This is a genomic window from Geomonas propionica (assembly GCF_016458235.1).
GTDB classification, from domain to species: domain Bacteria; phylum Desulfobacterota; class Desulfuromonadia; order Geobacterales; family Geobacteraceae; genus Geomonas; species Geomonas propionica.
In genome coordinates, this window is the sequence record NZ_JAEMHK010000015.1 from 1 (window position 1) to 15,333 (window position 15,333).

The window sequence follows — 15,333 nt, forward strand, 5'->3', positions numbered from 1 at the left end:
TTGCGATTCGATCTCATGACACACCCTCCTGGTCCGTTAGGATATATGGTGTGTCCTCAAAAGTGAAGATAGCTCAACTAAAGGCAAATCCCCCTGTCCCCCCTTTCGTAAAGTTCTTCCGGCAATTGCGGGAGGAGCTGTTTTTGTCCCCCCTCCTCTTGCGGGAGGGGGTTAGGGGGTGGGGTAAGGTGCTATCATTTCCCCGGTTTTCCCTGATGACCCTTCGTAAAGGGGGGGGACGCTTGTTGTCTGTCAGCGCTTCGAGGGCGCGTGCTCGATGCTTCCGACAGCGCCTGACCGACGTTGACAAAGGGGAGACCTGTTTACGCGCTCTTCGGAAGGTGGTTCAGATGCTGTTGACGTCGATCATGGCTTCGCCCATGACGTACTCGGTTTTGGCGTCGCGGGAGGCTTCTGCGAGGCGGGCTACGATGCGGCAGACCCTATCGAGTTCAGCTTTGAGGTCGGACAGATGGGCGCGGGCTTTCTCATTCCCCTCGCCGAGCTCTTTGTTGGCCAAGTGCAGATGCCAGAGTACCGCGGTCAAGGGGTTGTTGAACTCGTGGCTGATGGCGACGGCCATTTCCCGCAACAACTTCAAGCGTTCGAACTCGACTGCCATCTGCTTCTCTCGGCGTGACGCCAGGTGGAGCGAGACGCGGGCCACCAACTCCTCCGGGTAAAAGGGCTTCACGATGTAGTCGTCCGCCCCGGCCTCGAATCCCTTCACCTTTTCACCGCTGGTGTCGCAACTGGTGAGAAAAATCACCGGGATCTCGCGTGTTGCCGCGTCGGCCTTCAGTTGGCGGCAGATGTCATAACCGTTCATGCCGGGGAGGTTGACGTCGAGCAGGATCAGATCCGGACCGATTTCGAGTGCCACGGACTTGGCGGAGTCCCCATCTTCTTGCAGGGTGACTTCGTACTCTTCGCTGAGGATGTCCAGCAACTGGGCCTGCGCCACCTTGCTGTCTTCTACGGCGAGGATCTTTTTCATAGCACTCTCCAAAAAGGCCACGGGGGAAGAAGCTGTACGGGAGTTGGGGTGTTGCAGCTTAACATTCCGGTTGGCATGAATCAACTTATGTGTGAGGGGAGGGCTCAAAAGGCAAATCCCCCCTGTCCCACCTTCGCAAAAGGGGGGGACTCTGGTTCACGTGCAGTGCGTCGAGGCAACGTAACGCTGACGCAAGCAGATTCTTCGATGGCTTTTGCAAAGACGGAAATCTTCGAGTTGCTGCAAGATGACAGGGCGGTACGGAGAAAGCGGATGGAGGGGTGAGTGAGGAATGGGGGAGCGCGAAGGGCTCCCCCATTTTGTCGGCTACATCTTGGTGACGGTGAAATCGACGCGGCGGTTCTTTGCTTGGCCGGCTTTGCTCTTGTTGTCGGCGATGGGCTGGGTGTCGCCGAAACCTTTGGCGGAGAGGCGGTCGGCCGCGACGCCTTTCTTGTCGACCAGATACTTAACCACGGCGTCGGCGCGATCCTGGGAGAGTTTCATATTGGCTTCGGGCTTGCCGACGTTGTCGGTGTGGCCGTCGACCTGAACATGGAAGCCGGGGTAATCAGTCATGATGGCGGCGATGGCGGTCATGGTCTTGTCGCAAGCCGGATCGACCTCGGCCTTGCCGGTCTTGAACTTGATGGGCCCTTTCTCGTTCTGGACCTTCTTCAGTTTCTTGGTCACAGCACTGAGAGCGCCCTGCTTGGCGGTGGACGCAGCTTCCTTGCCCAAGTCTTTACCAAGCCCTTTGACAGCATCAAGCCCGGCATAGGAAACACCTGAAACCGACAGAGTCAGTACAACAGCAACAGCAATTTTTCGAAACATTATTCCCTCCTCTTCTTTATTTAGCCTGTTCCGGCAAGGAGTGCTATCTTCCTTGTCGGATGGCAGGCATAAAATATAATACTTCTTAACCTCTGAGTCAATGAACGTCGCCGTGTGTATCAGTCTTGGGACGCGGTGTGGCCGCGAACCTCACCGGGTGAATTCCACCCAGGCAATACGAAATCCCCCAGAAACCCTTTGACTGTATACCCAACAAGATGATAAATTCCCAACGCAAAATTGTGAACGTCCCGTAAGGAGGATCCGTGAGCGAGGCCACCGCCGACAACGAGGCGCAACGGACGGAGACAAGGATCCTCTCCCTCGTCCTGTTCTCGCTCGCCATACTGATCCTCTACGTCTGCAGCCGCTACTCTTACCTGCTGTTCCACACCATGGTCGAAGTCTTCTGTGTCCTGGTAACGCTGGGCGTCTTCTTATTAGCCTGGAACTCGCGGAAGTTTCTCGATAACCATTATTTTCTGTTCCTGGCGATGTCTTTCGCCATCTCCGGCGTCCTGGAACTGCTTCACACCTTCGCCTACAAGGGGATCGGCATCTTCGTCGGATACGACGCCAACCTCCCCACCCAACTCTGGATTTCATCCCGCTACGTGGTCAGCCTCTCCTTCCTGGCGGCACCATTTTTCATCAAACGAAAGCTCAATCTCGCCGCAGCTCTGGCCTTTTTCGGCGGCACGGCTACCCTGCTCATCCTGGCCATCTTTGCCGGACAATTCCCAGACTGCTACATCGAGGGGAAGGGGCTCACCCCGTTCAAGATCTACAGCGAGTACATCATCATAGCCATCCTGCTCGCCTCGGCGGCGCTGCTGTGGGTTAACCGGGAGCGTTTCGACCGTCGCGTACTTGATATTCTCCTCGCCTCCACGTTCAGCGCCGCAGGCGCCGATGTCGCGTTCACGCAGTACTTGAGCGTGTACGGCCAGGCCAACCAGGTTGGCCACTTCTTACTCTTCCTCTCCTCCTTCCTCATCTACCGGGCCATCGTCTCCCTGGGACTCAAGGAGCCTGCGGCGGTGCTGTTCCGCAGCTTGGAACAGAGCGAACAGGCGCTCAAGCAGAGCGAGGCCCGGCTACAGCGCGCCCTGGAGGAGCGCACCAGCGAACTGGTCGAGAAGGTGGAGCGCGAAGCCGCGCTAAAGCGCAGCAACGAGCGGCTCGACTTGCTGGCCGATTCGGCGAGCCAGCTGCTGCAGAGCAAAGAGCCCCGGCAGCTCGCCGACACCCTGTGCCGGCAGGTGATGGAGTTTCTCGACTGCGACGTCTTCTTCAATTACCTGGTCGATGAAGCTGAGGGAGGGCTGATACTAAACGCGTGCGCAGGGATCCCCGAGGAACAGGCCGCAGCCATCGAGCGGCTGAACATGGGGGTGGCGATCTGCGGCTGTGCGGCCCGTGACGCCTGCAGGATCGTCGCCGAGAACATCCCGATGTCGCAGGATGTTCGCGCCGACCTGGTGCGGTCCCTGGGGATACAGGCCTACGCCTGCCACCCGCTGCTGTCCCAGGGACGGGTGCTGGGCACCCTCTCCTTCGGCACCCGAAGCAGGACCAGCTTCAGCGACGACGACCTCTCCCTGATGAAGGCGGTAGCCGATCAGGTTGCCATCGCCATGGAGCGCAACCGGATGGAGGAGTCGCTGCGCCAGGCCAAGCACGCCGCCGAGGTGGCGAGCAGCACCAAGAGCAGGTTCGTGGCCAACATGAGCCATGAACTGCGCACCCCGATGACCGGATTCCTCGGCATGCTCGACCTCGCCCTGCTCTCAGCGGACACGGCCGAAAGGACCGACTACATCCAGACGGCCCAGAGATCGGCCCGGTCGCTGCTGCGCATCCTGAATGACATCCTGGATTTGGCCAAGGTCGAAGCAGGGAAGTTCTCGCTGGACAACCGTCCCTTCTCCCTGCGTGTCTGCCTGGGTCAGGCCGTGGACATCGTCATGCCCGAGGTGAAGCGCAAGGGGCTGGAGCTCACGCTGCACGTGGAGGATGGTCTTCCGGACCACGTGCAGGCCGACCAGGTGAGGCTGCGCCAGGTCCTGACCAACCTGTTAGGGAACGCGGTGAAGTTCACCGAGCGCGGCGGCGTTGCCATCTCCGCGAGCGCTGGCAAAGAGGGCGCCGACCGCAGCATGGAATTCCGCTTCGACGTGCGCGACACCGGCATCGGCATTCCGGAGGAGAAAAGGCACCTGCTGTTCACTTCCTTCAGTCAACTCGATGACTCCGACACCCGCAGCTACGGCGGAACCGGCCTCGGTCTCGCGATCAGTAAAGAGATCGTGGAGCGGATGGGGGGAACTATCGTGGTGGAAGGGGCAGCCGGTGGCGGGAGCTGCTTCTCCTTCTCGGTCCGTCTGGAGTTGGTACCGGGCGAAGCGGAACTTGTCTCCACCGCTCCGCGCCCCCCAGCTCCCCCCGCAGCGACCAAGGGAGTTCGCAGCCGGTTGCTGGTCGCCGAGGACGACCCGACCATCCGCCAGGTATTGGGGAGCATGCTGGGGAGGGTCGGCTACCAGGTCGAATTTGCGGCAGACGGCGCCCAGGCTGTAGAGAAGTGGCGGCAATCGTGCTTCGACATGATCATCATGGATGTCCAGATGCCGCAACTGGACGGCTTCGAGGCAACCCGGTCCATTCGCGAGCAGGGAGGACGACTGCCGATCCTCGCCATGACCGCGCACGCCATGAAGCAGGACGAGGAGCGCTGCATCGCCGCCGGGATGGACGACTACATCTCGAAGCCCATCGACTTTAGGGAATGCGTGGAGAAGATCGGCGCCCTGCTCGGCTCAGCACATTCCGGCTGTCCATAACATAAAGAAAAGGGGAAGAAGCACAGGGGCGGCACCAGAGGAATGAAAAAGTAATGACGTTAATCGCAAATCATGACAATAGACACACGGCAATCATATATGTGATATCGGATGGTTAGTGGAGCTGCAGCTGCAACTGAGCGGGTACCGCTGCCTTCCCTTTTTATGAACACTCAAATGGGGGATTCCTCTCGTGCCCATCACCACGGTTTGGCCTTCACTTAAGTTCCACCTCGCTGTAGCGATCCTCACCTGCACGTTTATCGTAACCTCTCACCCCGCCATGGCCGCTGAAACCGTGAATCCCAGCCAGGTGACCTGCCGCTTCCCTACGCCCCCCGGGCGCGCCGACAGCCATACCGCTCTTGCCCCCCGTTCCGTCCCGGGTCCCCATTCGCTCTCCTCACCCCCCTCACAAGAAAAGAAATACGCCCGCGGCCGCTTCATCGTCAAATTCGCCGACACCCTAACGGAACCGGCAGACGTCATCCATGGGTTGGGGCTCAGCTTCGCGTCGCAGACCGCCGGGCAGGGCGCTGGGCTGGACGAACTGCACAAAAAACACAAGATCAAGGGCGTGAAGCCTCTGTTTCACCAGTTCTTCGACAAGGACAGCGCTTCTTCCACCAAGAAGGGGCTCCTGGCCAAGAGAAAGCGCAACTTCGCCGACCGGGTCGCCCAGATCAAGGCGAAGTACCAACGGCGAGCGCAGCGTGCTTCCAAGGGGAGCAAGGTTCCCGATCTCACCAGCGTCTACCTATTCGAGACGGCGGATGATGCGGACGTAGAGGCCGTTGCCCGGGAGTACGCGGCCAACCCCAACGTGCTCTATGCCGTGCCTGCCTACCAGTACCAAACCGAGTCCGTCCCCAACGATCCCTTCTTCTCTTCCTGGGGTTCATGGGGGTACAACTACGATGACCTGTGGGGGCTCAAGAAGATCGAGGTCGCGGCCGCCTGGGACGTCACCAAGGGGGACGGGGTGATAGTCGGCGTGGTCGACACAGGGCTTGACTACAACCACGTCGATATCGTCGCCAACGTCTGGTCCAACCTTGCCGAAGAGGCAGGCGCCCCCGGCGCCGACGATGACGGCAACGGCTTCGTCGATGACAGCAAGGGGTGGGATTTCGCCTACGGCACCAACGATCCCATCGATCATTTCGGCCACGGCACCCATGTCACCGGAACCATTGCCGCCACCGGCGACAACGGCATCGGCGTGCCCGGCATTGCCTATCATGCCCGCATCATGCCGGTCAAAGGGCTCGACGACTACGGAAGCGGGTACAACGATCGGCTCGCCAACGCTATCATCTATGCGGCCCAAAACGGCGCCGACGTCATCAACAACAGCTGGGGGTGCTGGCCCTGCGGTGTCGACCCTGTCGTGGAAGACGCGGTCCGGACCGCCCACGCGCTGGGAAGCGTCGTGGTGGTCGCCGCCGGCAACAGTGGTTCGGACGCATACTACGGATCCCCCGGCAGCATCCAGGACGTGGTAACTGTCGGCTCCACCGGCGTCCAGGACGTCCTCTCCTCCTTTTCCAATTCCGGCTACATTATGGACCTAGTGGCTCCCGGCGGCGACGCCAGCGACGGTTCGGATACCTACAACATCCTCTCCCTGCGGGCTGCCGGCACTGAGACCGGCTCGCTATACTTGGTCGGAACCGATTACATCCGCCTGGCCGGCACCTCGATGGCCGCCCCACACGTCTCAGGCGTGGCGGCGCTCATCCTGGCGGCCAATCCCGATCTGACCCGCGAGCAGGTGATCTCCATCCTGAGGCATTCCGCGGACGACCAGGTGGGGCCGGCTGCTTCGGATAAACCCGGTTTCGATCCCTTCTACGCTTGGGGGCGGCTCAATGCGGCACGGGCGCTCTCGATGGCCTTTTCTCCTCCTGCCGACCCGGCCATCCTGAAGGTACCGGTCACCAGCCTCGACTTCTCGCTGCCTCACTCGCAGTGTGGGGAGCAGCGCTCGCTGGTATTCGACCTATTCAACATCGGCGGCGGCAACCTCAACTGGTCCGCCGAAGCTCCCTCCTGGCTCACCGTCACCTCTTCCAGCACCAACGCACCTGCCACGGCCTCCATTTCCTGTACCAGCGCCGAAAACAGGCAGGGGGTGGTGAAAGTGGTGACCTCAGATCTTTCCCAACTGCAGGACGTCACTGTCGCTGCCACCGTGATTCCCGATGCACGCATGGACAACTGCAACGTTGTGTTGTCCGAGGCGATGGGCGACCAGGGGTGGCAACCGCCATGGAACGTAAACGCCCCCGGGATTCCCGACGGGCAAGGGGGGGCGTTCTATGTCTTCGAGCACGTCGTGAGTAACCCCAACCTGTCCATGCAGCGGATTGACAGCCACGGCGTTCCTCTCTGGCGGGCCGGCGGCGTCCCTCTCACCATCACCCCAGTCGGGAGCGCGGCCACCAGACCTGCCTTGGCCAGCGACGGCAACGGCGGGTTCTTCGTGGCCTACGCCGACGGGCTAAACGCAGGCGAAAATGCCAATCGCAACATCAAGCTGCAGCACGTTGACGGCGCCGGCACCTTGCTCTGGGGGAACGCAGGGATCGGGATCACCCAGATCGCAGGTACCCAGGGAGGCAACGGCCAGACCGAACCGAGGATTGCCGCGGACGGCTCCGGTGGGGTGGTCATCGCCTGGCTGGATAGCGCCGCCGGACGGGTGAAGCTGCAAAGGGTCGATGCCACGGGAGCGGCGCTGTGGCCCGCCGGGGGGGTAACCGCGACGGTCGCGGCGTCGGCGCAATTCGAGATGATGATGGCCGGCGACGGACAGGGTGGTGCGTTCGTTTCCTGGACCGACCGGCGCAGGCCCTTCTGGGACATCTATGCCCAGCACATAGACGGCAACGGCAACAGGCAGTGGACTGCGGATGGTCTGATGATCAACACCCCCTTGCCACTGACCGGCGGGTTCGGAGCCAACGTGGTCTCCGACGGTGCGGGAGGAGCGATCATCGCCTGGCGCGACTTCCGGAACTTCGTTTATCACCCCGGGATCAACTACATGACCTTGAGCGACATCTTCGCCGTCCGTCTCAATGCGGCGGGACAGCATCTCTGGGACCCGGCAGGCGTTCCGGTGGTGACCGGCCTGGTTGCCGGGACTAGCAGCTACGTGCCAGGATGGAACCCAGCACAGGTCACCATGGCTGCGGACGAGGCGGGTGGGGCGATCTTCACCTGGCACGACGCCAGAAGCACCGATTATTATGGCGGGTGGGATATTTACGCACAGCGCCTCGACGCCCAGGGTAATGCCGCTTGGCAGGCCAACGGCGTCCCCGTTTCCACCGGAAGGTTTTCCCAAATATCCCCAGCCGTCGCGGCGGACGGCGACGGTGGTGCGTTCTTCGCCTGGATGGACGGCGGTTCCGGGGATTGGGACATCTATACTCAGCATGTGAACCGGGCGGGAACGCCGCAGTGGAGCAGCCAGGGCGTGTGGGTCCAAAGCTGGCAGGGCAACCAGATCTATCCCTACCTGGTCCCCCTCGCCGGCGGCAGGGTTGCGGTCACCTGGGACGACAAGCGCAACGCCGATCCCATAACCGGCAGCCTGACCGGCACCGGCCTCGACTTTTTCGGCAAGGTGATCCAGTCTTGCAACGACCGCGACGGCAACGGCTATTACGACGAAGGCGGGCTCTGCGGACCGACCGCCCCGCAATCCCGCATCGCCGTGGCCTTCGCCGGTCCGGGCAAAGGTACCATCGAGAGTGCGCCCGCCGGTATGAGCTGTGACGATGCCGGCTGTGCTGGGGATTTCACGACGGGAAGCACGATCACCCTCACCGCGCTTGCCAACTCCAGCTCTTATTTCACCGGCTGGGGAGGTGCGTGCTCCGGCACCGGAAGCTGCACCGTCCCTGTGTCCGACGGTGTGCAGATTACCGCGAATTTCAGCAGGAAACCGCTGGCGATCAACTACACCAAACTCGGGACCGGTGCCGGGGACGTCAGCATGGAGCCGGGAGAAACCTGCGCCGGGAGTTGCGGCCAATACTTCGAATCCGGTACTACCGTCGTGCTCCGGGCGATCCCCGGCTTGACTGCGCGCTTCGACGGGTGGGGAGGCGCTTGCAGCGGCACGGGAACCTGCACCGTCACGGTGGACAGCGACAAGGCCCTCACAGCCTCCTTCACCGAACTGGCCACCGTCCTTGCCGGGGGTAAGTCCTTCTCCGTGGCGCAACTGGGGGGCAAGATCCTGGCGTGGGGAGATGACGCCTACGGGCAGTTGGGCGACGGCGCAACAGCAGCACAGTCCGTACCGGTGCTCGGCCCCGCGCTCGCCGAATACACCAGCGTAGCCGCCGGGATCGAGTCCGACAGCGTCATCGCACTTAAAAGCGACGGCACGGTGTGGGGGTGGGGGTACAACCAATATGGCCAGTTGGGTGACGGCACCTACGTCAATCGCAGTACGCCGGTCCAGACCCGGCTCCTTTCTGGCGTCACCGTCATCGCCGCCGGAGGGTCCCGTTCCTATGCCATAAAGAACGATGGCACCCTGTGGGGCTGGGGGGGAGCAAGCGTCGGCGATGGCACCAACTTCAACCGCAGCTCACCGGTGCAGCTCACCAAAATTTCCGGAGCCGTAGCCGTCGCCTCCGGCGGGTTTCACGGTGCCGCCGTCGACTCCCAGGGCGCCGTCTGGACCTGGGCATACAACTGGTTCGGACAGTTGGGCGACGGAACTTTGTCGGACAAGATGGCGCCGGTTCGCCTTTCCGGAATCAGCGGGGCCATCGCCGTCGCCGCTGGTTTCTACCACACGTTGGCGCTCAAGACGGACGGGACGGTCTGGGCCTGGGGGTACAACAGTGACGGCGAACTGGGAGATGGCACCAGCACCAACCGGACGACCCCAGTAAAGGTGGAGGGCCTAGCCGGCGTGGTGGCCATTGCGGCGGGAATGTACCACAGCGTCGCCCTCACCGCAGACGGCAGCGTGTACCTCTGGGGCGACATCTACGGTGGCCAACTCGGACGCGGTACGGCGGTACGGGTTCCCACCAAGGTTTCAGGGCTGTCAGGAGTTACAAAGATAACTACCGGGAATTCCCACGTCCTAGCGCAAAAAAGCGACGGCACGTTGTGGGCCTGGGGGTGGAATTCCTTTGGCCAGCTGGGCGATGGAACCACTGTCAGTCGCAAGACGCCGGCACTGGTGCAGTTCGACCGCCAGGCTCCCAGCACCACAGCGGCACCGGCAGGAGGAAACTATACCGCTCCGCAAACGGTAACCCTGGCGGCGAACGAGCCCGCCACCATCTATTACACCCTGGACGGCTCCGAGCCGACTACGGCATCGGCGGTGTACAGCGCCCCGGTTACCATCACCAGCAGCGCGACCCTCAAGTACTTCGCCCGGGACCGCGCCGGCAATGCCGAGAGCGTCAAGTCCCAGTTCTACACGCTGACGGCCCCCCCGTCGCCGGTTGCGGACTTCCCCGCGTCGGTCACCGCCGGTGATGCTCCCCTCAGTGTCAGCTTCACCGACTTGTCCAACGGAGCACCGACCTCCTGGTTGTGGAACTTCGGGGATGCCTCGACCAGCACCTTGCAGAACCCTCAGCACACCTACTACAGCGGCGGCAGTTATACCGTTTCCCTCACCGTCACCAACTGGGGCGGCAGCAGTACGATGACCAAGGCGGGCTATATCAGCGTCACTCCCTTCTCGTTACAGCGTGCCTATGACACTGCAGCCGACGGAGGAGACATAAAGGTGCGGGCCGAGGACCTGTTTGAGAACCCGGTACTGGACCGGGAGGTCCAGGTCAGGATCAGCGGTGGTTTTGACAACCCGCTGCAGCAAGTTGTTGGGAAGACGGCGATCCATGGCACGATGCGGGTGAAGAAGGGGAAGGTTACTCTCGACGGGGTGACGTTCAAGTAGAGAAGAGCTGGTGCAGGTACACCAAACGGTGGCGGATTACCCATAGGGGCTAGGGACTAGTGGCTGGGGGCTGGCAAAACCAGAGGTTTTTACTAGCCCCTAGCCCCTCATCCCTAGCCCCTGCTTTTTACCCCTGTGGCCAGGACAAAAGATCATGTTCGAGGTGCAGTTGGTAGGGCTTTAGCGAATAAGAGCGGTAGCTTACCCCTCCGTCGTGGTTGAGCAGTACGGCGAGCCGCTCGCGCATCACGGGGCTAGTCACCATCGCCAGTGCCTCCGACTCGGGGACCCAGGTCGCGGCCTCGCTGTCGTCGGTGGGGTTCAACTCGCCGCCGAGGTAGCGCCCCAGGAAGGCGAAGATGAGGGCGGAAGTGGGAGCGACCATGGACCAGACGGCGGCCAGCGGACCGATCTCCACCTCGACGCCAGCCTCCTCGGCAACCTCCCGGCGTGCCGCGTCGACGAGATTCTCCCCCTCCTCGACCCGCCCCTGCGGAATCTCCCACCCCCGCTGCCGATGGCGTATCAGCAGCACCTCGTTGTCGGCGTTGCGCACCAGGCACCCCACCACCACGGTATGGCGCGGATCGGTCTTCTCGGTCATCGCTGTTCTCCTTGCCGAAATCATCCCCGGCAGACGCTATCCACTATGCCATCGGGGACGGGCGGTTGGCAAGAAAACCAAACTTTAGCCACAGAGAACTATTGGACCTTCTGAGAAATCTGGAAACCTGTCCCCCGTAGCCTTGGCGAAGGGGGAAACGACAACGGCAGTGCTGTGCATCTCTTCTTCCCCAACCCCGAAGATGCCAGTCACTGCCGTTGCCGTATTGTTCTTGCTACTTTGCCTTGAGCCTTAGATCTCGGCGTTGACCTCGGCGAGGGACTCCTCGAGGATGGCCATGCCGCGGTCGAGCTGCTCGTCGGTGATGACCAGCGGCATCAGCAGACGGACCACGTTGCCGAGGGCGCCGCAGGAGAGGATGACCAGACCCTTGTCGTAGCAGAGCTTGACCAGCTTCTTGGCGAGGTCGCCGGCGGGCGCCTTGGTATTGCGGTCGCGGACCAGTTCCAGCGCGAGCATGGGGCCCTTGCCGCGAACTTCGCCGATGATCTCGTACTTCTTCTGCATGTCGTCGAAACGCTGCTGCAGCTTCTCGCCGAGCTTCACGGACTGGTCCAGGAGACCGTCGTTGAGGAAGATGTCCAGAACCGCGAGGGCAGCGGCGCAAGAAAGCGGGTTGCCACCGTAGGTGCCGCCCAGACCGCCCGGGTGCGGCTGGCTCATGATCTCGGCGCGGCCGGTGATCGCGGAGAGCGGCATGCCGCCGGCCAGGCTCTTGGCGGTGGTGATCAGGTCCGGCTCGATGCCCCAGTGGTCGATGGCGAACAGCTTGCCGGTGCGCCCCATGCCGCTCTGGATCTCGTCGATGATCAGGAGGATGCCGTGCTTCTTGCAGATCCCCTGCACGATCTCGAAGTACTCCTTCGGCGGGGTGACGAAGCCGCCCTCACCCTGGATCGGCTCGATGATGATGGCCGCGGTCTGCTCGGCCGCCACGTAGCCGGTGAAGAACTCATCGAGCTTGTGGGCGCAGGCACAGCCGCAGCTCGGGTAGCTCTCGCCGTAGGGGCAGCGGTAGCAGTAGGCGGACGGGATGCGGTAGCTCTCCGGGGCGAAAGGACCGAAGCCGTACTTGTAGGGCTTCACCTTGGAGGTCAGGGTCATGGTCAGCAGGGTGCGGCCGTGGAAGCCGTTCTCAAGCGAGATGACGCCCGGGCGCTTGGTGACGTAGCGTGCGATCTTGATGGCGTTCTCGACCGCCTCGGCGCCGGAGTTGGCCAGCATGGTCTGTTTCGGGGAATTGCCCGGAGCCAGTTCGTTCAGGCGCTGCGCCAGCTCGATGTACCCCTGGTAGGGAGCGACGTGGAAGCAGGTGTGGATGAACTTCTCGGCCTGCTCCTGGATGGCCTTGACGACCTTCGGGTGGCTGTGGCCGACGTTGTTGACGCCGATGCCGCCGGCGAAATCAATCAGTTCACGCCCCTCGACGTCGGTCATGATGGCCCCCTGGGCCTTGGCGATGAAGGCGGGGCTCAAAAGTGCGACCCCTGCGGGGACATGCTTGTTGCGTAACTCCATCAGTTGCTCGTTACCAGCGGTCATGGGTGAAGCTCCTTTGCCTAGTAGTTGGTGACTACCGGGTCCCGTAAAGGATACCGGTACAGGTGTCGGATCAAGGGGACCGGACCTGGTTCAGTCCGCCCGGTCTTCCCCTACTACAAGGACCGTACCAAGGAGTCAGAAAGAAGGCATTGCCCGGTTCTGCGACAACTGACGTAAAGGTTAATGACTCAGGAGCAGGAACGGGAGAGAGGTGCGAAATGCCCACACAATCACGAGTTATACGTATACAGGCAGAGAACCCGCTGTCGCACTATAAGTAAGGCCAGAAATGTCATACGCGAAAAGAAAGGACTTCCACTACTGAGGATGATAAGAAGAGCTATGACTGTTTCAGGGTTGTTCTATTATTTACACTTGAATATTTGATTCATTTCTGCATAATGCACCTCAACGGGGCTATGATATACGCCGCCATTGCCCATCCGTCCAGCCTTTCAGCCCCGGTGCACGTGGATACGCAGAAGGAGATCGTCCGCCGTGAACAACTCACTCAACCCAGTGGAACTCATCGGTTTTTCCAGCGGAGGCGAGCTGCGCTCGGACGCCTTCTACCAGGCCATGGTCAACGCCGTGGACGTCGGTATCCTCGCGGTCAACACCTCGGGGATGGTGATCCTCGCCAACCGGGCGGTCCGGGAGAGCTTCGGCGCCTTCCAGGGTGTGCACCTGAACGACGTGCTCCCCGACCTGTGGCCCAAGGTGGCGCAGAGGCTTTTGGGGCACGCCCGCAACACTGAAATCTCGGTGCGCGGCATCGAATCGAACTTCCTGGTGCGGGTGAGCCCGATGCTTTTAGACCAAGAGCAGGTGGGCGCGGTCTGCGTCTTCGTCGAGAGCACGGAGCTCGAGGAGATGGCTAAGCAAATGGAGTTCTACCAGGGACTTACCCGTGAACTGGACACCATCATCGACTCCTCGTCGGACGGCCTTTGGATCTGCGACGCCGAGGCCAACGTCGTGCGCATCAACCCCGCTTCGGAGCGTATCAACAACGTCCAGTCGCAGGACGTGGTCGGGCGCAACATGCGCGACCTGATCAACGCCCGCGTCTTCGACCGTTCCGCCACCCTCGAGGTGCTCCGGACCGGCGCCCGCGTGAACCTGCTGCAGCAGCGCGAGGGGCGCAAGCTGATCACCACCGCGGCCCCGGTCTTCGACTCGGCAGGCCGCATCACCCGCGTCGTCGTCAGCGAGCGCGACATCACTGAAATCGACAACTTGCAGCGCGAGTTGGAGGATCAGGAGGCGATCCGGGACCAGTACCGCAACCAGATGCTGGAAATGCAGCAGGAACAGCAACTTGAGAACCAGCAGATCATCGCCCGCAGCCCCGCCATGCTGAAGGCGCTGCGCCAGGCGCTCAAGGTCGCCAACGTCGAGTCCACCGTGCTGATCCTGGGCCCCTCCGGCGTGGGCAAGGGGCTCTTCGCCGACCTGATCCACAAGAACTCGGAGCGCGCCAACAAGCCGCTCATCAAGATCAACTGCGGCGCTATTCCCGAATCCCTCATAGAATCAGAGCTTTTCGGCTACGACAAGGGTGCCTTCACCGGCGCCCAGTCCGGCGGCAAGCCGGGCTACTTCGAGCTCGCCGACGGTGGCATCCTCTTCCTGGACGAGATCGCCGAACTGCCGCTCCCCTCCCAGGTGAAGCTATTGCGCTTCATGGAGGACGGCACCATCATGCGCCTGGGAAGCACCCGCCCCCGCGAGGTGAAGGTGCGCATCCTCGCCGCAACCCACCGAAACCTCGAGCAAATGGTCGAAGAAGGAAAGTTCCGCCTCGACCTCTACTATCGCCTCAAGGTGATCCCGATCCTCGTCCCTTCCCTCAAAGAGCGCAAGGAGTGCCTGCTCCCCCTCATCCTGCACTACATCGAGTGGTACGCAAAGAAGCACAAGACCAGCAAACGCCTCTCCCGCGCGGCCTGCGACACCCTTTTGGGCTATCCCTTCCCCGGCAACGTGCGCGAACTGATGAACCTGTGCGAGCGCCTGGTGGTCATGACCGAAACCGAGGTGATCAGCCTGCAGGATCTCCCCGCCGACGTGGCCAAGGGGGACAGCAGCGAGGCGACCGCACCGGCCCAGTGGCCGGAGAGCATGTCCCTGCCGCAAGTCATTGAAAGTACTGAGCGCGCCCTGCTGGCCCACGCCATCAAATCACACGGCTGCCAGGCCGACCTGGCCGAGGCGCTCGGCGTGAGCCAACCCACCATAGCGCGGAAACTAAAACGCTACGGGCTCGCCTGCTGATCGCGGCGACTCGTATACAAGCCTTATTCACATCTGAATAGTTTTTCCGCTAGTCAGGGGCTCCTCTGCGGGGCTCTACCCCCCTCCTCCTCCCCCTGCATCGGTTCGTTCACGGTTCATCGTCAGTAAGCACGCGGAGTTTCACCAAACCCTGTTCTGCAAAATCTTCCTTTGCCACTGGAGAGGCCTCATTGGCATGCTTTCTGCTGTATACGGGCTGCTAGCGCCGCGAGGTGCGGGCACCGGGTTCCCTCGGTCGACGGTA

Annotated in this window: 7 protein-coding genes; 3 read left to right on the forward strand and 4 right to left on the reverse strand. The window is 61.8% G+C overall.

All coding sequences use genetic code 11. The features are described 5' to 3' along the window. Positions 1-346: 346 nt before the first annotated feature. Positions 347-997, reverse strand: a complete 651-nt coding sequence (locus tag JFN90_RS17700; RefSeq protein WP_199396447.1) for an ATP-binding response regulator — start codon at positions 995-997, stop codon at positions 347-349. Positions 998-1,324: 327 nt separating this feature from the next. Continuing rightward, positions 1,325-1,834, reverse strand: a complete 510-nt coding sequence (locus JFN90_RS17705) for an OmpA family protein (protein WP_199396448.1) — start codon at positions 1,832-1,834, stop codon at positions 1,325-1,327. Between the two features lie 266 nt (positions 1,835-2,100). On the opposite strand from JFN90_RS17705, the gene JFN90_RS17710 reads away from it, so the two are divergent. Continuing rightward, on the forward strand, positions 2,101-4,677 hold the full coding sequence (locus JFN90_RS17710) for an MASE3 domain-containing protein (RefSeq protein WP_199396449.1): 2,577 nt from the start codon (positions 2,101-2,103) through the stop codon (positions 4,675-4,677). Positions 4,678-4,870: 193 nt separating this feature from the next. Next, positions 4,871-10,624, forward strand: coding sequence for an RCC1 domain-containing protein (locus JFN90_RS17715; RefSeq protein WP_199396450.1), 5,754 nt, complete (start codon positions 4,871-4,873; stop codon positions 10,622-10,624). A 127-nt stretch (positions 10,625-10,751) separates the two neighbouring features. Here JFN90_RS17715 and JFN90_RS17720 read toward each other — a convergent pair whose 3' ends face one another. Then, positions 10,752-11,228, reverse strand: a complete 477-nt coding sequence (locus JFN90_RS17720) for an NUDIX hydrolase (RefSeq protein ID WP_199396451.1) — start codon at positions 11,226-11,228, stop codon at positions 10,752-10,754. A gap of 252 nt (positions 11,229-11,480) precedes the next feature. Beyond that, the gene (gene gabT / locus JFN90_RS17725) at positions 11,481-12,791 is read right to left on the reverse strand and encodes a 4-aminobutyrate--2-oxoglutarate transaminase (protein ID WP_199396452.1); all 1,311 of its coding nucleotides are present in this window, start codon (positions 12,789-12,791) and stop codon (positions 11,481-11,483) included. Positions 12,792-13,289: 498 nt separating this feature from the next. Here gabT and JFN90_RS17730 point away from each other — a divergent pair, with 498 nt between their 5' ends. Next, entirely contained in the window at positions 13,290-15,068 is a 1,779-nt protein-coding gene (locus JFN90_RS17730; protein WP_199396453.1) for a sigma 54-interacting transcriptional regulator, read from the forward strand. Positions 15,069-15,333 lie beyond the last annotated feature (265 nt).

What these genes read in the sequence shown, in the direction of transcription:
- JFN90_RS17705 (WP_199396448.1), bottom strand. Translation starts at nt 1,834, where the DNA reads ATGTTTCGAAAAATTGCTGTTGCTGTTGTACTGACTCTGTCGGTTTCA.
- JFN90_RS17700 (WP_199396447.1), bottom strand. Translation starts at nt 997, where the DNA reads ATGAAAAAGATCCTCGCCGTAGAAGACAGCAAGGTGGCGCAGGCCCAG.
- gabT (WP_199396452.1), bottom strand. Translation starts at nt 12,791, where the DNA reads ATGACCGCTGGTAACGAGCAACTGATGGAGTTACGCAACAAGCATGTC.
- JFN90_RS17720 (WP_199396451.1), bottom strand. Translation starts at nt 11,228, where the DNA reads ATGACCGAGAAGACCGATCCGCGCCATACCGTGGTGGTGGGGTGCCTG.